The following is a 22,295-nucleotide window of genomic DNA, read 5'->3' on the forward strand; positions in this document are numbered from 1 at the left end:
ATGAGTGATAAAAAACATATAGACAGAATTTTTCAAGAAAAATTCAAAGATTTTGAAGCCTCACCAAGCAAACAAGTTTGGGAAGGCATTCAAAATGAGCTTCATCAATCTGAGAATAATAAAACGCCAAAAGCTATTCCTTTTTGGGTTAAACTTTCTAGCGTGGCAGCTATTTTAATTTTTATACTCGCTATAAGTGGTTTACTACAAATGGATTTTAACGAGAATGAAGAAAAAAAACCTACTGTTGTTAACACGAATACTAATAATATAAAAACAGCAGAAAACGACTCTCCTTCTAGTACAAAAACGCTTAATACAAACGCTTCCAAAAATGCATCAATAGAAGAAAGTGATAAGCAAGAGGTTTTGTTAAAACAAAAGCAAAACATAAAAACAAAGCAATATGTTTCTACGCCTTCAAAAACAGTTTCTAATAAAGCATTAACCGAAAGCGGCAAGACAGCTTCTAACACAAGTACTGTGACAAAAAACACAGGGCGTAAAAATATGGCAAGTGCCAATAAAACTCAAAACACAACACAATTAGCTAATACAAACCAAACACCTGTTAATACAAAAAATCGTACTAACTCTTTAAAACAAAAGAATATTTATCAAGCTTCTAATGATGAAAGTAGTATTTATTCTTATTCTTCAACAGCAAAAAATAGCATTACAGAAATAGAAAGCTATTTAAGCCCTAACTTAAAAACAACTATACCTAAAAATGGAATAACCGCAGATACCTTAATAACAATTCATACAGAAAATGCTATAGAAAAAGCAATAGCCACAGCTAAAGAAGCCGAACAAAATAATGAAGAAGAAAACGTAACAAACAGGTGGCAAGTTAGTGCTAACATTGCCCCTGTTTATTACAACTCTTTTGGCGATGGCTCACATATTGATGAGCAATTTGTAGGAAACTCTAAAACTGGAGAAGTTAACACAAGTTATGGTGTTAATGTAAGTTATGCTTTAAATAAAAAATGGGCGCTTAGAACAGGTATAAATTCATTAAATTTAAGTTACGATACTAATGGTGTCATCTTATACGAAAGCGCAGGAAATCAGCAAATTTCTCCTTTAAAGAATGTCTCTTTATCGTCCAGTAGTCAAAATATTGCTGCTATTAGCTCTAATACTATTCAGGCCTCTAATGTTCCTGAAATATTCTCTCAAAACTACAATGCAGCTATTAGTCAACGATTGAGCTATTTTGAAATTCCTATAGAAATAGAATACAATTTATTGGAAAGTAGATTTGGAATACAAGTTATTGGTGGTGTTAGCACCTTTTTCCTAGACGACAATCAGATTTATTCTGAATTTGATGGCTATAAAAATCATATTGGCGAAGCAAACAATATTAACGATTTAAGTTTTAGTGGTAACCTTGGGCTTGGTTTTAACTATAAATTTACCGATACGTTTAAATTTAATTTAGAACCAACATTTAAGTATCAATTTAACGCATACGAAAACACGTCTGGTAATTTTAACCCATATATTATTGGCGTGTATTCAGGATTTAGTTTTAGGTTTTAGTTGGTTAAGCTAGAATTATTATTGAAAGTAACCATAAGTGCCTTCAATAATATAAAAAAGTCACTTAGTGCCATAGGTGGCTTTTTTTAATTAAATACCTTTAATTGCTTTAATATAACCTCTCTTGCTTCCAGATTAAGAGTTCTCGTATCTTTAATAGTTAATTCCTCAGTGCTTAAAAACTTATGAATTTTCACGCGCATCTTTCCAGGACTTCCACTAAAAAATGTGTAAGAAAATCGCTTTTTATTATCGGCAAAAGTTAAAGGCACAACAGGAATTTGGTGCTTTATGGCCAACCTAAACGCACCATCTTTAAAATCGTCTAACATAATGCTTTCCTCTGGCACACCACCTTCAGGGAAAATACATATACTTAAGCCTTGCTTTAATCGTCTTTGTGCACTTAAAAACACCGCTTTTCGGCTTTTTTCAGAACTTCTATCTACCAAAATACAGGTGCGCTTATAGAAAAAACCAAACAACGGAATTTTTGCCAACTCTTGTTTGCCAACAAAGACAAACGGATTTTTAACCGATACCAACATTAACATTATATCTGTCATCGATGTATGGTTTGCTATAAACATATAACTTTTCTTAGGCTCTGGTACTTGCTCACGTACAATTTGATATCTAAATCCCATACCTATTAAAATAAACTTAGCCCAAAATCTTGCCAACTTAAAAAAGAAGGGATACCACGCTTCTTTTGATATAGAAATTAATAAAATAGGAAACAATACTATAATTGGTAAAGCTACCAAAATATAAAACCAGATACGGTATAACGCCCACAAAGGATACTTTAACACTTTCATCGCGAACAAAAATAGTATTTATAAATTGATTATATTTAAAACATACTAACATTAAAAAAACACTATTATGAGTTTACTTTATGCATTATTAATTGGTGCCATTGCTGGTTGGTTAGCTGGAAAATTAATGAAAGGTGGTGGTTTTGGAGTCTTAATGAATATCATTTTAGGTATCATTGGTGGTATTGTAGGTAATTGGGCTTTTGGCGCTTTAGGAATTTCTATTTCCGATGGTATAATTGGAGATGTAATTACTGGAGCCATTGGTGCCATCATCATTTTATTCATCGCCGGGATTTTTAAAAAGTAATTTACTCTTTAAAACTAAAACATAAAGCGGTTCTTAGGAATCGCTTTTTTTATTAATAACATATAACTACTTTTGCTACTTATTTACAATCAAGTTTAACGTAACAAGATTCCCGCTTATCGGGAAGTACTATGGCAAGAATACTTACAGGAATACAAAGTACAGGAATACCACATTTAGGCAATATTTTAGGCGCTGTTTTACCAGCAATAGAATTAGCAAACGACGACGCTAACGAATCGTTTTTATTTATTGCCAATATGCATACCCTAACCCAAATTAAAAATGCTGAAGAATTAAGACAAAACACCTATGCTGTAGCAGCAACGTGGCTAGCTTTTGGATTAGATATTGAAAAAACAGTATTCTACAGACAAAGCGATATTCCTCAAGTTACCGAACTCTCTTGGTACTTAAGCTGTTTCTTTCCATATCAACGTTTAACTCTGGCACATAGTTTTAAAGATAAAGCTGATAGATTAGCCGATGTAAACACAGGACTTTTCACCTATCCAATGCTTATGGCTGCAGATATATTAGCTTACGATGCCGAGTTTGTTCCCGTTGGAAAAGACCAACTACAACACCTTGAAATGACACGCGATGTAGCCGCTCGTTTTCATGCTAAAATGGGCGACACTTTTGTTATGCCAGAAGCCAAAATTCAAGAAAACACCAAATTGGTACCTGGAACCGATGGCGAAAAAATGAGTAAAAGCCGAAACAACTTTATCAATATCTTTTTGAATGACAAAAAACTACGTAAGCAGATTATGTCTATTCAAACTGATAGTACACCTCTTGAAGATCCCAAAGATTGGAATACCTGCAACTGTTTTGCTATTTACAGTTTATTAGCTTCGGAAGAACAAACCGCAGACATGAAAGCTAATTACGAAAATGGCGGCTATGGTTATGGGCATGCCAAACAAGCTCTTTTTGAATTGATTATTGAAAAATTTGCCGAGCCTCGTGAGAAGTTTCATTATTACATGAACAACCTTGAAGAAATTGACAAAGCACTTGCTGTTGGTGCCGAAAAAGCTAAAGTTGTTGCTAATAATGTGATTGGAAGAGTACGTGAAAAAGTGGGGTATTAAATTAATTCAAACTGTTTTCCTGGTAGTGGTCTAATAACACCTTTTAGCTCCATATTTAATAGAATGCTGGCCATTTTATAAATAGGAATTTTACATTCGAGAGCGATCACATCTAAAAGCTGTTTATTGTGTTGTTTTAGGTAATTGTAGACCTTTTTTTCATCATCTCCCAACTCAACAAACAATTGCTTTTGTATAGGTTGTTGTTTGGCGTCGTCTTCCAATTTCCAATTCAGCATTAAAGGAATATCCAACGGATTAGATAACAAATGTGCTTTTTGAAATTTAATTAAGTTATTACAACCTTCACTCATTTTATCTGTAACTCGTCCTGGTGCAGCAAATACGTCACGATTGTAAGAATTGGCAATATCTGCTGTAACAAGGCTGCCACCTTTTTCAGCCGATTCTATAACAACGGTTGCCTCACTTAATCCAGCTATAATTCGGTTCCGTTTTAAAAAGTTCTTTCTGTCAAAAACAGCTGTACTCCAAAAATCGGTAAAAAATCCTCCGTGTTTTTCAACATCGGCCACATACTTTTTATGAGTTTTAGGATAAATTTGATTAAGTCCATGCGCCAAACATCCAATGGTTTGCAAATTGTGTTTTAGAGCTGCTTTTTGCGCCGTAATATCCGTGCCATAAGCAAACCCTGATACAATAATAGGATTATAAATTGCCATTTCTTCAATTAGTTTTTCGCAAAAAGCCATTCCATTAACCGTTATTTTTCTGGCACCCACAACACTTAATATCGGTTGGTTTTTTATGTTTATTTGCCCTCTTTGGAATAGTAAAATTGGACCATCAATACAGTGTTTTAAACGTTCGGGGTAATCTGAGTCTAAAAAATAAAGACACGTAATGTTATTATTCTTTATATACTTTAGCTCCTCTTCGGCAGCTTTTAAATGATGTTTGCCAAAAACATCTCTAATCGTACTTGTGCCAATACCATCTATCTTTAATAGATTTTGCTTCTTTTCGGTTAAAACAGCTTCAGGAGAACCACAATATTGAATTAATTTTTTTGCCGTAATATCACCAATATTTGGTATATGCTGTAAGGCTAACGTATAGATAAGCTGCTGTTCTGTCATAGTATCTTTCTCATTTACAACCTACAAGAAACTAAATTTTAAGATGTTAATAAATAGTTAAGCCGGATTTTTATTCAACAACAAAAATTTATACATTTGTTTTATGCACATAGACTCTTACATAAGTGATTTATTATATCGTTACGATTGCGTGACAATTCCTGGGTTTGGAGCGTTTTTAACCACTCGTGTTTCTGCTAAGGTTCACGAAACAACTAACTCCTTTTATCCACCAAAAAAAGTGTTATCATTTAACGAGCAATTACAACATAACGATGGATTGCTAAGCAGTTATATTGCCGAAGTTGAAAAAATCCCTTATGAGTCTGCTGTAAAAAAGCTTAACAAGCACGTTAAAGCTATTAAAGCCTATTTAGTAGAAGGGGAAACCATTACTTTTGAAAACATTGGCGATTTAACATTAAATGAAGAAGGTAATATTATTTTCGATCCTTCATATCATATTAATTATCTAACCGATGCGTTTGGCTTATCGCAATTTGTATCTCAAAACGTTACTCGCGAAGCTTACAAACAAGAGGTTGAAGCTATTGAGGAAACGGTACCTTTAACAATTACTCCCGAAAAACGCCAAGCAAGACCCTATTTAAAATATGCTGCTATTGCTGTAATAGCTTTAGGTTTGGGTGGCTTTTTAGGGGCTAATTATTACGTTAACCAAATAGAAACCCAAAATCAAATAGCCCAAGAAGAAGCCAACAAGCAACTAGAAAACAAAATACAAGAAGCCACATTTGTTATTGACAACCCGTTGCCTGCTGTTACCCTAAACGTGAAAAAGCAAACAGGTAATTATCATATTATTGCTGGAGCATTTCGTGTAGAAGAAAATAGCGATAAAAAAGTATCGCAATTAAAAGCGCTTGGATATCCTGCAAGAAAAATTGGTCAAAACCGTTATGGTTTACACGAAGTGGTTTATGCTAGCTACGAGAATCGTTTGGAAGCCTTAGACGCCTTACGTGAGGTTAAAAATAACCATAATACTGCTGCTTGGTTATTGGTTAAAGCCTTAGACTAAACGTCCTTTTTAATTTTAATTAAAATTTAATACGGTGTCTTTTTTATTCGCCTTACCTTTGCATTTTCAATGTTACAATGTTATGGCACCTAAAACACCGGAACAATCTAAAACCACAATGACCGACTTGGTTTTACCAAGCGAAACCAACCCCTTAAACAACTTATTTGGTGGTGAATTATTAGCGCGTATGGATCGTGCTGCAAGTATTGCTGCCAGACGTCATTCCAGACGTATTGTAGTAACCGCATCGGTAAACCATGTGGCGTTTAATCGTGCTGTGCCTTTAGGAAGTGTGGTTACTGTTGAAGCTAAAGTATCGCGTGCGTTTAAAACCTCTATGGAAGTGTTTTTAGATGTTTGGATTGAAGATCGCGAGTCTGGTGTACGCACCAAAGCTAACGAAGCTATTTATACCTTTGTTGCCGTTGATGAAACGGGACGTCCTGTGGATATTCCAGAAATCACTCCTGAAAGTGAACTTGAAAAAGCCCGTTACGATGCTGCTTTACGCCGTAAGCAACTTAGTTTAGTGCTTGCTGGTAAAATGAAAGCTCACGATGCTACAGAGCTTAAAGCCTTGTTTGAATAGGGTTTAGTTTACATCCTATAAATCCAATGAGCTGGATCTTGGGTTTTGGTTTCTTTAAACACACTAAATCTTAAAATGGTTTTTCCATCGGAAGGGTTAGTAAACACCTCGCCTATATCTTGCTTTGTAGATAGGTTATCGCCCGTTTTCACAAAAACTTTAGATAAATTGGTATACGATGTAATATAGTTACCGTGTTGTACCATAACCGTTAAATTACCGTGCTTTATGGCTTGTACACGCATAACACGACCTTTGTAAACAGCACGTACTTTGGCATGTTCCTCGGTGGCTATACGTACGCCGTTACTTTGTATCATAACCGTTGGCACAATAGGCGATGGTTGCCTACCGTAACGCAATTTAACCACACCTTTTTCTACTGGCCAAGGTAGTTTTCCTTTATTAGACACAAAACTACTGGCCAAGGCTTTGTCTTCTGGTGTTAACGAAAATGTACTTGTAGATTTAGTCGTCTTTCCAGCAGCTTTATTAGATTTTGCAATAGCCTCACGAATAATTTTTTCAATCTCACGATCTATAGCTCTTGCTTCACGCTCTTTTTGCTTAATTTGTTGGCTATACTTGCTTAAATTTTGGTTAATAGATGCCATTAACGTTTTGTGCTGCGATAACTCTTGCTCTAGTTGGCGTTGGGCAACTCTATTTTCTTCAATTAACTTTTGTTTGTCTTGCTTTTGACGCAACAAATCTTTATTAATCTCTTGAAGTTCGGTTGTTTTTGTTTTTATGGCTTGACCTTGTTCTCGTTGATATTTAGTATATTGATTAAGGTATTGTAACCGTTTATAAGCTTGTTTAAAGTTATTAGAAGACAATAAAAACATAATTCTGCTTTGTTCACTTTTACTTTTGTAAGAATGTACAATCATTTTAGCATAATTGTCTTTTAGTGTTTCAAGTTCGGCGCGTAACTCGGTTATTTTGTTTTGGTTTGTATTAATCTCACGTGTTAATAAATTAGCTTGCTGATTGGTAACACTAATCAAGTTTTTACGAACATTAATCTTGTAGTTAACATCTTCTATTAACGTGATTTGCGACTTTTTCTTGGTTTTATTTTTAAACAACAAGTTGTTTATCTGCTGAATTTCTTTACGGAGTTCTTGACGACGTGTTTCTAACTCTTGCTGTTTTTTACTTTGAGAGAACGATAATGTGCTGCAAAAAAGCAGCAACAATGTTAAAATAAAGTATGTTTTTTTATTGGTAATAATCATTAGTCTAGTGTAATTTCGTCGTATCCTTTCGGGATTTTAAACGGGTACCTTAAATCTTGGTTCAAAGATACCGATTTGAAGTCTAGTTCTATTATAGTTTCTTGATCTCCTTCTAAAGAAATTACTTTTATGTTTTTAGGAAACGTTTGTTTCTCTATGGTTTGATATTCCAAATAGTCTATTTGTAAAAACCGTTGTGTACTAGCTTGTGCTAACTGCTGCGATTCCATATTTAAAGTGGCATTAATTAAATAGAACAACTCAAAAAGCGAAGATTGTTCATTGGGCTGAAACATATAATTATTATTATGTATGGACATCTTATGTGTCTCATTATCTAACCCAAATAATGGCTGACCAAGCAATAGGTTTTGTACCTTTTCAAAATTAACGTCTGTACCCAGCATATCACTAATATAGCTAAAGTCGCCTTCAAAATAAGTATTGTCTAATTTGTTATAAAACCCAACCGATTCTGGTGTTATTTTAGCCCTAACGATATTTAATGGCGCTGTTAACCAAATAATGCCATCTTTTAACATTCTAAATGTTACGGTATGCGATTGCGTACTGTTATCCTCGGTATAACTTATACGTACTTTTGCTTGTAATGTTTTAAAACTTGGTGCTGTTTTAAGATGCTCTTTAATAACGTATTTTTCCGAAAGGTCTGGGTTAACGTTCCCATCGGTAACAACGTGCTTTGTTTTACACCCAAAACATGTAATAAGTAACACCAGTAAAAAACCTGTAATTATTTTGTTAGGGGTTTTCTTCATTTAATTTGTAGGTTTCAGTTTTTGGGCCCTTTCACGGTACATCTTTCCTTTTGAAGCATGATTTAATTTGGTATGTGCAATGCTTAACTGTACGTAAAAATCGGACAACATTTTATCGTCTTCTATAATATAATCTAGCCCCATAGTTAACACATCTATGGCTTGGTGCGATTTATCTTGTTTATTTAATGCCACACCATTTATTAAATAGAAAATAGGTTGTGATGGATACATAATTAAAGCGTTTTCACTTTTGCTTACTACATCATCATATTGCTCTAAATCTAATTGCAGAAGCAAAATATTACGCAACACCCCAAAATTATTGCCTTCTAGATTTAAGGCTTTTTGAAAATACTCTAGGGCTTTTTCTTTATTTCCTTTTTGTAAGAAATATTGCGCCACCTCTTGATAACTTTTAGGGTCGTCTTCTTGTGCTAAGGTTGTTGCTTCTACTAAATCGGTTTCATATTCTGGGTGGTCTTTAACAAACTTTACAAAATCGGTTAAAACCATGGCTTTTGCTTGCGGTTTTATTTGTAGGCTTTTTAAAACGACTTTCATCGATGTTATAGCCTTTTCGGCCTCGCCATCTTCTAAATAAAATTTATATAGTGCTAAATGAACTAACTCGGAATTAGGCTTAATTTCTAAAAGTTTCTTGGCCGTTTCGAAAGCTTCTTCCTTTTGATTGTTCTCGCTATAACGAAATATTAATGCCAAATAATTAGATTCTTCATCTGGATTATCCTCAACACGTTCTTCCAAGTTTTCAATTTGATCTTTTTTCTTCCCTGTAGCCTTATAAACCTGATTACGCAAAATATCTCGACTTGGTGAAACACCATAAGTTTCATCTAGCTCATCCAACAGTTTTAAAGCATCTTTATAGTTTTCTGTTCTCACATAAAGCGCTGCTAAATCTTCTTTGTAATCTGGATGATATTCTACCAACTGTTCTACGGTTTTAATAGCGCGTTTAAAGTCCTCTTGCTGAATGTAAACATCGTAAAGCTCATCTAAGTACCATTCATTATCTTCATCCATGGAAACTGCCTCTTTTAAAGCGTCTTCTGCGGCACCAAAATTTTTAAGCTTGTTGTAGTTTTTACCTAATTCGTAATAAACAACAGCGACGTCACTTTTAATGTTTAGACATTTTTTTAAAGCTTCAACTGCACGGTCGTAATTTTCGATACCTTTTTGTTTTAGGGCTTCGAAAAAATGTTGCTGAAACTCGTCTTCAACATTACCAAGATCATCGTCTGGTGTTTTGTTGAAATCTACTTGCGCACTTACTGTTATAGGAAAAAATATTCCTAAAACTAGTAATAGTATGTAGATGTGTTGTTTCATTAGTTTTTTAGGAGATTGAATTCAATTATTATTCCAAAACCGAATAATCGCCAATACTTATTGATGTGAATTTGCCATTATAAGTAACATGGTTACCTATCATAGCGTTATCTAAATTAGCGTTTTTAATGCTTGTTTGGTTTTGAATTAAGCTATTTTTAACGGTTGAATTTTCGATAATAGTGTTGTTACCTATAGAAACGTTTGGTCCTACGGTTGTATTGTTTAGCACCACATTTTCACCAATAAAACAAGGTGGAATAACTTTAGAGTTGTTTAACGTCACCGAATCGCTAACCAGTTTCTCTCCATCCTGAGTTAAAAACTGAAGCATTTTTGAATTGGTTTCAACCGTTACGGTTTTATTACCACAGTCCATCCATTCATCCACAGTTCCGGTTTTAAAAACTTTTCCTTCGGCCATCATACGTTTAATACCATCGTTAATTTGGTATTCGCCGCCATGCATAATATTTTCATCTAACACCTCTTGAAGCTTGCTTTTTAGAATACTAATATCTTTAAAATAGTAAATACCAATAACCGCTTGATCGCTTACAAATTGTTCTGGTTTCTCAACCAATTCGGTAATTTCGTTATTGTAATTTAAATTAACAACACCATAAGCTTCAGGGTTTTCAACACGTTTGGTCCAAATTACAGCATCGGCTTGAGGATCTAAATCGAAATCGGCGCGAATTAGTGTATCGGCATACGCAACAACAGCCGGGCCTGACAACGACTCTTTAGCACTCATAATAGCGTGACCTGTTCCTAAAGGTTTATCTTGACGATAAATTGACGTTTTTGCATCCAGACTTTTCCCTAATTCCTGAAGACTACTCACGATATCGTCTCCAAAAAAGGCAGGATCGCCAAGCACAAAAGCAACTTCTTCTATGGGTTGCTTTAATATTTTGGCAATATCTTTTACTAAGCGATGCACAATAGGTTCGCCAGCAACCGGAATTAATGGTTTTGGAACTGTTAAGGTATGAGGGCGAAGTCGTGAACCACGACCTGCCATTGGAACAATTATTTTCATATCATTGCCCGCAAAAGCGGATATCTTTTTTAATTAAACTTGATCTCTATTGATTATAAAATTCCTGTCTGCGCAGAAATTTACTTCACGCCCGTGCTTCCAAAACCACCTTCACCTCTATCGGTTTCGGTAAGCTCGGTGACTTCTTGCCATTCGGCGCGTTCGTGTTTAGCTATAACCATTTGCGCTATACGTTCGCCATTGTTAATGGTAAATTCCTCGTTGGATAAATTCACTAAAATCACGCCTACTTCACCACGATAATCGGCATCGATAGTTCCTGGTGCATTTAATACGGTAATGCCTTTTTTTGCAGCCAACCCGCTACGTGGTCGTACTTGAGCTTCGTAACCAACTGGCAACTCCATAAACAGTCCTGTTCCGACAATCGTACGTTCTAAGGGTTTTAATGTTCTAGGTTCTGACAGACTTGCACGCAAATCCATTCCTGCCGATGCTATGGTTTCGTAATGTGGTAATTCGTGATTGGATGTATTGATGATTTTTATGGTCATTTTTTTCTATTTAATAGTTGTTTGATATCATTCTTTTCCAATAGGAAAACAACACCCAAAAATACAAAAACACAAACGGTACTAATATAATAATTGGGTTTAAATAATAGATTGGTATATGCGATTGTTGCCAAAACTACAGCTACAAATAAGTAAGTAAAAATACTAGATATATTATAAGGTACTGGATAATGTTTTCTTCCCAAGAAATATGATGTTATCATCATTACACCGTAAGCAGCCAATGTTGCCCAAGCTGAAGCCATAAAGCCAATTTTTGGAATCATATAATAATTAAAAGCAATTGTAATTAAAGCCCCAAAAACCGAAATATACATGCCATAACGTGTTTTGTCGGTTAGCTTGTACCATATGGCCAAATTAAAATACATTCCTAAAAACAGATTGGCTAGTAACACAATAGGCACAATATCTATCGCTATCCAATAGGCTTCATCCCTAACAATAAGTTCTTTAAAAACATCTAGATAAGCAACTATAAATACCAACATAAAACTTCCGAAGATCACAAAATACTTCATAATGGCAGCGTAAGTTTGTTTGGCATTTTGTTCTTTGGCGTGATTAAAGAAAAAAGGCTCGGCCCCCAAACGAAATCCTTGAATAAAAATGGTCATAAAAACTGCAATTTTGTAACAGCCACTATAGGCGCCATTTATATTTTTACCCAATAGTTCTGGCAATAGCCATTTATCAAAATTTTCATTGATAACATAGGCTAGACCCGCTACCATAATTGGCCAACCATAGTTGAGTAATTGCTTAAATATTGTTGTGTTAAACTCTAATTTGGTCTTAAAGAAGTAGGGCGATAACAATAGTAGTGTTAATACACTAGCTGCAAGATTAGCAACGAATATGTATTGTACTAAATCGGTTTTATCATAAAATGAAAACTGCCAACCAAACTTGGGAATAGCCCATAAAAAAAAGAAGTTCAACAGCACATAAACAACAATATTAGACAACTTGATTGCTGTAAATTTAATAGGCCTTCCCGTTGCTCTTAAATAAGCAAAAGGCACTACAACCAAAGTATCTAAGGCCAAAACACCAACCAATAAATTGAAATAGGATTGTTTTAAGTTTACCCAATTTGCCAAACTTTCAGCATTAAAAAACACTATAGCAAAAAAGAGAATCGTGGTAATAGTTAAGCTTATGAATGCCGTTGAAAACACTTTGCTTTTTTCATCACTTCTGCTAAAAAACCTAAAAAAGGCCGTTTCCATTCCATAAGTTAACAAGACATTGAAAAAAGCCGCATACACATAAAACAATGTATTATCAGAATAGCTAGTGGTTGGCAATGTGTCTGTATGAAGCGGCACCAAAACAAAGTTCATAAGTCTTGGTAATACGGTTGCCAGGCCATAAATAGCCGTATCCTTAAAAAACGATTTTAATGCGCCCAAAAAGTTGATTTTAACTCCGCTAAAGATAGGGCTTTAAAAAAGGAATTGCAATGCGAATTATTCCTTATTTGGTGGTGCAGAAGGATAATGCAATGGCTGTTTTTCAACAAGATCTTGTATTTTGTAGTATTTGGTTTTGCCTTTATCCTGATAACTTACAATACATTCATTTTTAGTTAATGGAAAAGGTGGCTTAACGGTCTTTGGCAAGGTATTGCCATACTCCGCTTTTGGGTTGCTGCTCATTATCAAATCTTGCTTATTTTTCGACTGAAACCGACCTATGTAAATGGTCTTATCTACAATTTGCTTTTTAAGTTTAACCGCTTGATTTCTAAAATAGATACTATCTAAAACTATGCTCTTGGGATTATCTTTAATGGGTATATATACATTTACTCCCGAACCTCCATCTTCAATTCCAGCTACCCAATCTTGGTAATAGGCCTTGCCCAAAGTAAACGGTGGTCTTGTTTCAAGTTGCTTGGAACTTGAACATCCTAAAATTACTATGAAATAGAATATCGATGCTAATATTCTCATTTTAAACTTTATTTATAGTTTAAAGGTAATCATTCAAAATAAATGCCATAAAAAAACCTCACCAAAACGGTGAGGTTTTTTATTATAAGATACTGAAACAAGTTCAGTAAGCATACTTTATTAGTTGTTCAAAGCTTCTGCTCCACCTACAATCTCCAAGATTTCGTTGGTAATGGCTGCTTGACGCGCTTTGTTGTAAGTCAGTTTTAACTGATCTCTTAATTCGGTAGCGTTGTCTGTTGCTTTGTGCATAGCTGTCATACGTGCGCCATGTTCAGAAGCAAACGAATCTCTAATCGCTTTAAACAATTGTGTTTTTAACGATTTAGGAATTAATGTTTCTACAATTTCAATTTTTGATGGTTCAAAAATGTAATCTAAGTTTACGTTTTTATCGCTTTCAACTGATACAATTGGTAAAAATTGTTCTGTCTTTACGATTTGTGTTGCAGCATTTTTAAAGCTATTGTAAACAATCTCTACTTTATCAAACTCACCAGCTACGAACTTGTCCATAATCATTTGAGCGATGTTGGCAACATTATCAAACGTTAAATCATCAAAAACATCACTATCATTAGATATAACATTTTGCTTTTTTTCTAAAGCGTCGTTAGCCTTTTTACCTATAGTTACAAACGATACGTTTTTACCCGTGTAAGTTTCGTTGGTTAATCGTGTAACTTCTTTAATGATGTTTGCGTTAAATGCACCACAAAGTCCTCTATTCGAGGTAATAGCTACAATTAAAACCTTGTTTACTTCACGTTGCTCTGCAAAATCACTTCCTGAATCGCCTTCTAGAGTGGCACTCAAGCTTTGTAAAAGCTCGGTTAATTTGTCGGCATAAGGACGCATAGCAGTAATAGCATCTTGGGCTTTCTTTAACTTTGCAGCCGATACCATTTTCATGGCACTAGTAATCTGCATCGTAGAAGATACCGATGATATTCTGTTACGTATTTCTTTTAAGTTTGCCATATTTCAGTTATTAGTATTGAGTATTCAGTAGTGAGCAAAAACACTCACTACTCAATACTAAAATCTTTGTTATGCTTTATATTTAGCCGATAAGTCTTTCGCTACATTGGTTAATGTATCTGTAACTTCATCGGTTAATTTTCCTGCTTTAAGCGTATCTAAAACATCTCTGTGTTTAGCGTTTAAGAATTCTAAGAAATCTCTTTCAAATTCTTTTACTTTATCTACAGGAACGTCTTTCAGTAAGTTTTTAGAACCTGCATAGATGATAGCAACCTGATCTTCTACAGTAAATGGATCGTTTTGTGCTTGCTTTAATATCTCTACGTTACGTTTTCCTTTTTCAATTACGTTAAGCGTAGCAGCATCTAAATCTGAACCAAACTTAGCGAACGCTTCTAGTTCACGGAACTGCGCTTGGTCTAATTTTAACGTACCTGCTACTTTTTTCATGGATTTAATCTGAGCAGATCCACCTACACGAGATACCGAGATACCTACGTTAATCGCTGGACGAACACCAGAGTTAAATAAATCTGACTCTAAGAAAATCTGGCCATCGGTAATCGAAATTACGTTGGTTGGAATATAAGCCGAAACGTCTCCTGCTTGTGTTTCAATAATTGGTAACGCTGTTAGCGATCCACCACCTTTAACAATTGGTTTTAACGATTCTGGTAAGTCGTTCATTTCTTTTGCAATAGCATCATCAGCAATAACTTTTGCCGAACGCTCTAATAAACGTGAGTGTAAGTAAAAAACGTCTCCAGGATACGCTTCACGTCCTGGTGGACGACGTAATAATAACGATACCTCACGATACGCTACCGCTTGTTTAGATAAATCATCATAAATGATTAATGCTGGACGACCAGTATCTCTAAAGTACTCACCAATTGCAGCTCCTGCGAAAGGTGCATATACTTGCATAGGTGCTGGATCTGATGCGTTTGCAGCAACAATAGTTGTGTAAGCTAAAGCGCCTTTATCTTCTAAGGTTTTAGCAATGTTTGCTACCGTAGAGGCTTTTTGACCTACAGCAACATATATACAGTATACAGGCTCGCCTGCATCGTAAAATTCTTTTTGATTTAAGATGGTATCGATACAAACGGTTGTTTTACCAGTTTGACGGTCACCAATTACCAACTCACGTTGTCCACGACCTACAGGAATCATGGCATCGATAGATTTAATACCTGTTTGTAATGGCTCGTTTACGGGTTGACGGTAAATTACACCTGGTGCTTTACGCTCTAATGGCATTTCGTAAGTTTCACCTTCAATAGGCCCTTTACCATCTATTGGGTTTCCTAATGAATCAACAACACGTCCAACAATACCTTCACCTACATTAATAGAGGCAATACGCGTGGTACGTTTTACTGTTGCGCCTTCTTTAATTTCTTTTGAAGGCCCTAATAATACAACACCTACGTTATCTTCTTCTAGGTTTAAAACGATTCCTTCAAGGCCGCTTTCAAACTCTACCAACTCGCCGTATTGTGCATTTGATAGTCCGTAAACACGTGCAATACCATCACCTACGGTTAGTACTGTTCCTACTTCGTCTAATGAAGCACCTGCTTCAAAACCTGATAGTTGTTGTTTTAAGATTGCTGATATTTCAGCTGGTTTAACTTCTGCCATCTTTATTTAGATATTAGATGTTAGATATTAGATGTTAGATCTAATTCTAACCGTTTTTAATTTAATGTAAATTCTCTTTTTAATCTGTTTAATTTGTTGGCGATACTTGCGTTATATTGAATGTCGCCTACACGTAAAATGAAACCACCTAAAATACTTTCATCTACAATATTTTCTATTTGAGCGTCTTTACCTGTAAGTTCTTTTACTTTTTCTAGAACTTTACTTTCTAAGTCGCTGGTTAATGGAACCGCAGTCGTTACTTTAGCCGTTTGACTACCTTGGTATTCTGCAAAAAGTTGGGTATAACTTTTAGCTACATCGCCTAATAAGGCAATGCGCTTGTTTTCCATTAAGATTTCAACTAATTTTCCTGTAAGATCTTGAGTCCCTTTAAAAACTTCTGCTAAAGCAGCTTGTTTTACTGAAGAACGTACCACAGGATTTTGAAGAAAATCGTTTAATTCTTGACTTTCTGATATAGCTTGAGATATGGTTAGCATATCTGTATTAATAGCTTCAGCAGCGTTTTGACTTTTTGCCAAATCTAATACTGCTTTTGCGTAACGTATTGCTGCTCTTGCTCCTGCCATAATTAGTTTAATTTAGCGTCACCTAACATAGATTCTACCAACTCCATTTGCTTGTCTTTGCTAGACAATTCGTCTTTTACAACTTTTTCTGCAATTTCTAGAGATAGGCTTGCTACTTGACCTTTAAGCTCGGCCATAGCAGATTTCTTCTCACTTTCGATAGCTGCTTGTGCTTGCTCGATCATTTTGTTGGCTTTAGCTTGTGCATCGCCTTCTGCATCGGCAATCATTTTTGCTTTTAGCTCTCTAGCTTCTTTAAGCATTGTTTCACGCTCGGCACGTGCTTCGTTTAAAAGCTTTTCGTTGTCTGCTTGAAGATTTTGCATTTCTAGCTTAGCATTTTCTGCTGCTTGCAACGCATCTTCAATACCGCTTTCTCTTTTCTCTACAGAATCAAGAATTGGTTTCCAAGCAAATTTTCTTAACAATAGTACTAGCCCAACAAAAAGGAGTAATTGCCAAAAAAACAATCCAAACGAAAATTCATTAATTAACTTGTCCATTTATATCTAGTTATAATCTTAATTAATCTTTTTAAACAACAGCTATAACCAACCGTTATAGCTGTTGTTAATTGTTTTACGCTGCAAATAAAGCAGCAAATCCAATACCTTCAATAAGTGCAGCTGCAATAAGCATAGCTGTTTGGATTTTTCCAGAAGCTTCTGGTTGGCGAGCGATAGCTTCCATAGCTTGTCCACCAATTCTACCGATACCTAAACCAGCACCGATTACAATTAAACCAGCTCCTACAATGTTTGGAATAGTCATAATATATATATTAAAAATTAAACATTCAATTTTAGTGGTCGTCGTGTTCCTCTACAGCTTGACCAAAATACAGTGCTGATAGCATTGTAAAGATATAAGCTTGTAAAGCTGCTACTAACAACTCTAATAAGGCTAGCGCAAAAGCTAAACCAAAGGATAGCGAACTTCCTATCCAGTTTTTAAATATGAACATTAAACCAATGATACTCATTAATACAATGTGACCTGCTGTAATGTTAGCGTACAGACGTATTAATAATGAAAATGGCTTAATAAAAATCCCCAACAACTCTATTGGTGCTAATACGATACGCATTAGTTTTGGCACACCTGGCATCCAGAAAATATGCCCCCAATAACTTTTGTTGGCTGTAAAATTTGTAATTAAAAACGTTAACAAAGCTAATGCAAATGTTACCGCTATGTTGTTTGTTACGTTAACACCTAATGGTGTTAATCCTAATAAGTTGATAATCCAAATAAAGAAGAAAATGGTTAACAAGAAACTCATGTAACGTTTGTAATGTTTCTTTCCTATATTTGGAATAGCAATATCGTCACGAATATAAAGCACAATAGGCTCTAAGAAACGACCCATACCTTTTGGTAACGCACCTTTTTTGTAAGATTTTGCCATAGAACTAAACATCCAAAGCATTAATAATCCTACAATTAATATAGTAAATACGTTTTTAGTAATTGAAAAATCTAATGGCTTTACATTAGTTGGATGGTGATGATCATCTAAATTAATATCGCCTTCGGCATTGGTTCTGTAAATCTTATTGTGGTAGCTTTTGTAGTAATTTCCACCAGCTTCAGCAACAGCTTCGCCATGATGTAATTTTGAAGAAGAGAATACTTTTAAGCCATCATCCCATAAAATTACAGGCAATGGAAAACCTACATAAACATGCTCTCCATTATCTTTTGTATAAGAAAATAAACTGAAATCGTGAGAATCTAAAAGGTGATGATCTATATACTCCTTGATCTCTTCCTTAACACCTTGTTCACCCTCTACACCAGGGGCGATTTCTTCTAGATGCATATCTTCTTGAGCTAATACACTAAGTGGTAAAAAAGCTATTAATAAAAAGAATAGCAAACTAACAACTGGTTTTCTTTGCATGTTAAATGAAAATTGTATCCTTAAAAATCGGTGCAAAGGTATGCTTTTCTCTTAAAATCAAAAAACAAAAATTCACATTATTTTTTTAAGCTGTTTTCCCTATTTAAAATTTAGCTAATCTAAACTGTTCAAGAGTTTTATTCCGCCTAAAGTTTCTGTGAATAAACATGTTGCGTAGGGCACGAAAAATGAAGCAAATTCTAAATTAGAAATATCGCCATCTGCTCTAAACGACGGGTAAAAAAAAATGAAGAAACAAGTAAATTTTAAAAAGCTACCCACCATAAATAAAAACCCTAATTGCTGTTTAAATTTATGCCTAAAAAAGTAGAGTGCTAACAAAATACCAATAGCTAATATGGTGTTTAAAATATAGGATAATATTATTTTATTACCATAAGCTGGTAACTCCAACTGTTTTAAAACGTATGTATGTATAAAAAAAGCAATTACAGCTGTAATTGCTATTATAAAAATATATTTAAGTAATTGTAAGTTATTCATTTAACTTATTAACTTGCTTTAAAACAACATATAATGATATAGCAACCCCAAGTAACGTACAAATAATTAAGAATAACTTGCCTTGGGTAAATTTAGCATCTAACCACTTACCCAATAATACAAATAGGTAGATTGTTACCCCCATTTGAATAGCTATTCCAGATAAGGTTGCTAAGTTTTTAAGCTGATTGTTCTTGTTTGGTTTTTTGTTTCCCACTTTGGTTAAATTCCTTTACAGCACCTTTCATAGCACATGTTACATTAAACGTGGCGCCAGGTTCTACGGCTAATTTACCAACTACAACTTCGCCTTCCACATAAGCCGATGTTTTTAACGTTAAGGTTCCTTGCAGCGATAGTTTTCCTGAAAACTTTCCTTCAAAATGCGCATCGGTTCCTTCTAGTGTTCCTTTTACAAATCCTGTTTTTCCTACAACAACTTTTCCGGGTGTTTTTACATTTCCCTCAATAGTGCCGTCTATTCGTAAATCGCCTTCACTCACAAAATCGCCTATCAGTTTTGTGCCTTTTGCAATAATATTTTGACTTGATGTTGTTGATTGGTTGTTTTTATCTTTTTGTTTTTCAGAAAACATGGTTAAGTTTTTTAATTATTATTTATTTGGAGCTCTAAATAGGTTTCTAAGTTCTTATGTATTTGAATGGTTCTATAGTTTGTTGACGAGGTAATAAAATATTGATGTATAATTTTATTCTCTTTTTGTTCTTGCAATGATAACGCATAGCCATTGGCACCATCAAAACTGGTTAAACCATGAACAACAACAAACGTGGTATTGCTATTATAAACATCTAACGACGTTTTTAAATTAAACACCTTAACCTCTTTTATTTGTTCGTTTAAAGCTGTTTTAAAGTTTGCAACAACCTCCTCGTCTTTAGTCTTGTTAAAGTAGTAAACCACTTTAAAACTATTCTCGTCTTCTGCATCTGTAAACGTATCATCTTTAAGTGCTGGCAACACTTCGTCTACAATGTTCTGCGCCTCTATTCCCTCGGGTGTGTTGGCATAATTTAATGCCACATAGTTAATTGCCTTGGAGTATTCTTGAAATCCGTTTAACCTTCCAATAGCTAAAGCTTTTAGTAATTCGAACTTTGGCACCATAGGATCGCCTTGAAACAGAGTAATTTTATCGTCGCATTCATCAATTATAAATTGATAATTTTGGTTGCTTAATTCTTTATACAGATTTTGATAAATACTTTCTGGGCTGTTTTCATCTTTTAAATTTGCTTGTTCAGGGTTTAGAAGAATTTTAGCGTAGCGTGATTCTGGATAATTAGTAATAATATCGTTTTTTGCTATTGATGCTTCGTCTTGCTGATTTAAAACCTCATATATTTTGTACAAATTATATTTTGAAGGTAAGATTAACTTCTCCTCTGGATTGTTATCTAAAAGGCTTAAAAACTTATCTTTTGATAATTGATATTCTTTAAACTTCTCTTTATAAATAACACCTAATTGATAGTAGGCAAAGTTTCTTTCTTTAGCGATACTATCTATCACCTTATCATCTTGAGGTAATTGCTCGATATAGTAATTAGGATCGAAAGTTTCCGAATCTGTATCTGCTGTTGCTAATTGGCCTAAATTTGTATTATTGTTTTTGGTAGATCTTTTAGAGGACCAACGCCAATCATCTTCTAGAGGGCGATCGCCCCATATTCTAACAAACTCATTTTTCCCGTAAGCTACTGTAGTTGAATTGTAAAAATAAAAACTAGATTCTTTACCTGAAGGCGTCATGCCTCGAGAGGATTTCCCTTTAATGTCATTATTTACTGTAGCTAAACCCTGTTGCCTTTCTACACTTTTTTGTTTTTCTTTTTCTTCTTCGGCTTGCGCTTTAAGTTCGGTCGTAAAGGCTTCAAAATACGCTAACCTCTCATCGTCGCTCATGGCAACCAATGTTAAAATACTATCTGTAGCTTTTGCAACATCTTCGTAATAAATAACATCTTCTAAGTTATCTCTTTTACGCTTTATGATTCGATAGGGCTTTTTGTTTTTCTCCATGTTTAGCATGGTACTATCGTAATAAGCACCTGCTATTTTATAATTGGCATAATCAAACTCGTAATCTCCTAAAATTTCATAATTTCTTGCTTTAAGCTTTTTATCTCTGGAGTTGGTTCTTAACGATTTGTTATAATTGGCTAATGCTAAAGAATCTGATCCATTAATCATATGGTATTCGCCAATTTGATGATAAATTTTATCTAAAAACGGTCTATTCTCTCTGTTTTTTTCTAAGTCTGTTAGTAGCTCTAAAAATTCTAATTTATTACCATCGTCATAATTAAAGTTTTTTGCTTTTTGAATATGTGCATTAATGAGGTAAACACGTGGTGTTCGCCTGTTTAACTCTATAATTTTATCAAACGCATAGTTGGCGCTGTCTTTTTTTCCTAATTCGTTATACAGTTGCCCTTGTATAAAACGATATCTTCCACGCTCGTCATGACTCTTGGTGTTTTGAGCAGCAATTTCTAATTGCGTTATGGCACTATCTAAAGATTTTGTGTTAATATAAGCTTGCGCTAACATAGATGTTGCATCGGCTAAATCTTGTCCTTCTATGGCGTCTGCTTCTTCTAAAAGTTCTTTTAAATTTTCTATAGCTAGTTCGTCATTTTCTAAACGAATGTTTGTTTTTTCACGCCATACTTTGGCTTGGTTAATTTTATCGCTTGAAGGATATCTGTAAAGGATGTAGTTAAATGCTTCTAGAGCTGGAATAAAGCGTTGATCGAAATATCGTGCTTCCCCCAATAGTAAATAAGCCTCGTCTATTTGTGGATTTTTTTCTTTACCATTAATATTCATACCGTGCATTTGTACGGCTTTGATGGCTTTTTCTTCTGCTCTTGAGAAGTTTTCGTTTTTATTTTGACCTGGAAGCATGACTTCTTCCATAATCTGCATACGTTCTATAGGAAGAATTTCCCAATAGTCGTCTTCGTAACTCTCGTTTAACGATTGACGCCCTAGCTCTAACGCATTATACCCATTAAAAAGGGTGTTGTATTCTGCTGTGACAGCATGATAATTTCGGCTTAAAAAACGATCTTTTTTTCGTGAACAAGAACTCACGACTAATATGATGCTAAACAGAACTACTATAAGTCTAAAAGATGTCTTCAACGTTGATTGTATTTGGTTCATACATAACTAAAAACAGCTACATATATTATGTGTAGCT

General features: G+C 34.6%; 24 protein-coding genes. 5 read left to right on the forward strand and 19 right to left on the reverse strand.

Going from position 1 to position 22,295, the window contains the following annotated elements:
• Positions 1 to 1,551: a hypothetical protein gene (locus R3L15_RS13050; RefSeq protein ID WP_338732195.1), complete on the forward strand. Its 1,551-nt coding sequence runs from the start codon at positions 1 to 3 to the stop codon at positions 1,549 to 1,551.
• 86 nt (positions 1,552 to 1,637) lie between these two features.
• Here R3L15_RS13050 and R3L15_RS13055 read toward each other — a convergent pair whose 3' ends face one another.
• Positions 1,638 to 2,372 (reverse strand): lysophospholipid acyltransferase family protein, encoded by a 735-nt coding sequence (locus tag R3L15_RS13055; protein ID WP_338732196.1) that lies wholly within the window; start codon positions 2,370 to 2,372, stop codon positions 1,638 to 1,640.
• A gap of 67 nt (positions 2,373 to 2,439) precedes the next feature.
• Between R3L15_RS13055 and R3L15_RS13060 the strand changes: the two genes are divergently transcribed.
• Positions 2,440 to 2,682: a GlsB/YeaQ/YmgE family stress response membrane protein gene (locus tag R3L15_RS13060; protein WP_338732197.1), complete on the forward strand. Its 243-nt coding sequence runs from the start codon at positions 2,440 to 2,442 to the stop codon at positions 2,680 to 2,682.
• Positions 2,683 to 2,813: 131 nt separating this feature from the next.
• On the forward strand, positions 2,814 to 3,782 hold the full coding sequence (gene trpS / locus R3L15_RS13065; RefSeq protein WP_338732199.1) for a tryptophan--tRNA ligase: 969 nt from the start codon (positions 2,814 to 2,816) through the stop codon (positions 3,780 to 3,782).
• On the opposite strand, the gene dprA is transcribed toward trpS, so the two are convergent.
• Entirely contained in the window at positions 3,779 to 4,885 is a 1,107-nt protein-coding gene (gene dprA, locus R3L15_RS13070; RefSeq protein ID WP_338732201.1) for a DNA-processing protein DprA, read from the reverse strand. The two genes, trpS and dprA, sit on opposite strands and share 4 nt — an antisense overlap.
• A gap of 103 nt (positions 4,886 to 4,988) precedes the next feature.
• On the opposite strand from dprA, the gene R3L15_RS13075 reads away from it, so the two are divergent.
• Positions 4,989 to 5,927 carry an SPOR domain-containing protein gene (locus R3L15_RS13075; RefSeq protein ID WP_338732202.1) on the forward strand — a complete coding sequence of 313 codons (939 nt, stop codon included), beginning with the start codon at positions 4,989 to 4,991 and terminating at the stop codon, positions 5,925 to 5,927.
• Positions 5,928 to 6,009: 82 nt separating this feature from the next.
• Positions 6,010 to 6,519 (forward strand): acyl-CoA thioesterase, encoded by a 510-nt coding sequence (locus R3L15_RS13080; RefSeq protein WP_338732203.1) that lies wholly within the window; start codon positions 6,010 to 6,012, stop codon positions 6,517 to 6,519.
• Positions 6,520 to 6,527: 8 nt separating this feature from the next.
• Here R3L15_RS13080 and R3L15_RS13085 read toward each other — a convergent pair whose 3' ends face one another.
• From R3L15_RS13085 to R3L15_RS13165, 17 genes are all read right to left on the reverse strand, one after another.
• A complete protein-coding gene (locus R3L15_RS13085; RefSeq protein WP_338732204.1) occupies positions 6,528 to 7,760 on the reverse strand; it encodes a peptidoglycan DD-metalloendopeptidase family protein in 1,233 nt (410 codons plus the stop codon).
• Entirely contained in the window at positions 7,760 to 8,539 is a 780-nt protein-coding gene (locus R3L15_RS13090) for a DUF4292 domain-containing protein (protein ID WP_338732205.1), read from the reverse strand. The genes R3L15_RS13085 and R3L15_RS13090 overlap by 1 nt, the downstream gene beginning before the upstream one ends.
• The gene (locus R3L15_RS13095; protein WP_338732206.1) at positions 8,540 to 9,895 is read right to left on the reverse strand and encodes a tetratricopeptide repeat protein; all 1,356 of its coding nucleotides are present in this window, start codon (positions 9,893 to 9,895) and stop codon (positions 8,540 to 8,542) included.
• Between the two features lie 28 nt (positions 9,896 to 9,923).
• Entirely contained in the window at positions 9,924 to 10,940 is a 1,017-nt protein-coding gene (locus tag R3L15_RS13100) for a sugar phosphate nucleotidyltransferase (RefSeq protein ID WP_338732207.1), read from the reverse strand.
• 80 nt (positions 10,941 to 11,020) lie between these two features.
• Positions 11,021 to 11,455, reverse strand: a complete 435-nt coding sequence (dut, locus tag R3L15_RS13105; protein WP_338732208.1) for a dUTP diphosphatase — start codon at positions 11,453 to 11,455, stop codon at positions 11,021 to 11,023.
• Positions 11,452 to 12,891: an oligosaccharide flippase family protein gene (locus R3L15_RS13110; RefSeq protein WP_338732209.1), complete on the reverse strand. Its 1,440-nt coding sequence runs from the start codon at positions 12,889 to 12,891 to the stop codon at positions 11,452 to 11,454. Before R3L15_RS13110 ends, dut begins: the two co-directional genes overlap by 4 nt.
• 57 nt (positions 12,892 to 12,948) lie before the next feature.
• On the reverse strand, positions 12,949 to 13,434 hold the full coding sequence (locus tag R3L15_RS13115) for a hypothetical protein (protein WP_338732210.1): 486 nt from the start codon (positions 13,432 to 13,434) through the stop codon (positions 12,949 to 12,951).
• Between the two features lie 120 nt (positions 13,435 to 13,554).
• Entirely contained in the window at positions 13,555 to 14,415 is an 861-nt protein-coding gene (gene atpG / locus R3L15_RS13120; protein ID WP_338732211.1) for an ATP synthase F1 subunit gamma, read from the reverse strand.
• A gap of 69 nt (positions 14,416 to 14,484) precedes the next feature.
• Positions 14,485 to 16,065 (reverse strand): F0F1 ATP synthase subunit alpha, encoded by a 1,581-nt coding sequence (gene atpA / locus R3L15_RS13125; RefSeq protein ID WP_338732212.1) that lies wholly within the window; start codon positions 16,063 to 16,065, stop codon positions 14,485 to 14,487.
• Between the two features lie 56 nt (positions 16,066 to 16,121).
• The gene (gene atpH, locus R3L15_RS13130) at positions 16,122 to 16,658 is read right to left on the reverse strand and encodes an ATP synthase F1 subunit delta (RefSeq protein WP_338732213.1); all 537 of its coding nucleotides are present in this window, start codon (positions 16,656 to 16,658) and stop codon (positions 16,122 to 16,124) included.
• A 2-nt stretch (positions 16,659 to 16,660) separates the two neighbouring features.
• Complete coding sequence (locus R3L15_RS13135) at positions 16,661 to 17,161, reverse strand: F0F1 ATP synthase subunit B (RefSeq protein WP_338732214.1); 501 nt, start codon at positions 17,159 to 17,161, stop codon at positions 16,661 to 16,663.
• Between the two features lie 76 nt (positions 17,162 to 17,237).
• Positions 17,238 to 17,429, reverse strand: coding sequence for an ATP synthase F0 subunit C (gene atpE, locus R3L15_RS13140; protein ID WP_053970734.1), 192 nt, complete (start codon positions 17,427 to 17,429; stop codon positions 17,238 to 17,240).
• Between the two features lie 31 nt (positions 17,430 to 17,460).
• A complete protein-coding gene (atpB, locus tag R3L15_RS13145) occupies positions 17,461 to 18,561 on the reverse strand; it encodes a F0F1 ATP synthase subunit A (RefSeq protein ID WP_405023540.1) in 1,101 nt (366 codons plus the stop codon).
• Between the two features lie 114 nt (positions 18,562 to 18,675).
• Complete coding sequence (locus R3L15_RS13150; RefSeq protein ID WP_338732215.1) at positions 18,676 to 19,065, reverse strand: DUF6168 family protein; 390 nt, start codon at positions 19,063 to 19,065, stop codon at positions 18,676 to 18,678.
• Positions 19,058 to 19,282 carry an AtpZ/AtpI family protein gene (locus tag R3L15_RS13155; protein WP_338732216.1) on the reverse strand — a complete coding sequence of 75 codons (225 nt, stop codon included), beginning with the start codon at positions 19,280 to 19,282 and terminating at the stop codon, positions 19,058 to 19,060. Before R3L15_RS13155 ends, R3L15_RS13150 begins: the two co-directional genes overlap by 8 nt.
• Complete coding sequence (locus R3L15_RS13160; protein WP_338732217.1) at positions 19,245 to 19,661, reverse strand: polymer-forming cytoskeletal protein; 417 nt, start codon at positions 19,659 to 19,661, stop codon at positions 19,245 to 19,247. Before R3L15_RS13160 ends, R3L15_RS13155 begins: the two co-directional genes overlap by 38 nt.
• Before the next feature lie 11 nt (positions 19,662 to 19,672).
• Positions 19,673 to 22,237 (reverse strand): hypothetical protein, encoded by a 2,565-nt coding sequence (locus R3L15_RS13165; protein WP_338732218.1) that lies wholly within the window; start codon positions 22,235 to 22,237, stop codon positions 19,673 to 19,675.
• Between the last annotated feature and the right edge of the window lie 58 nt (positions 22,238 to 22,295).

It is taken from the genome of Mangrovimonas cancribranchiae (assembly GCF_037126245.1).
In the GTDB taxonomy this organism is placed as follows: Bacteria; Bacteroidota; Bacteroidia; order Flavobacteriales; family Flavobacteriaceae; genus Mangrovimonas; species Mangrovimonas cancribranchiae.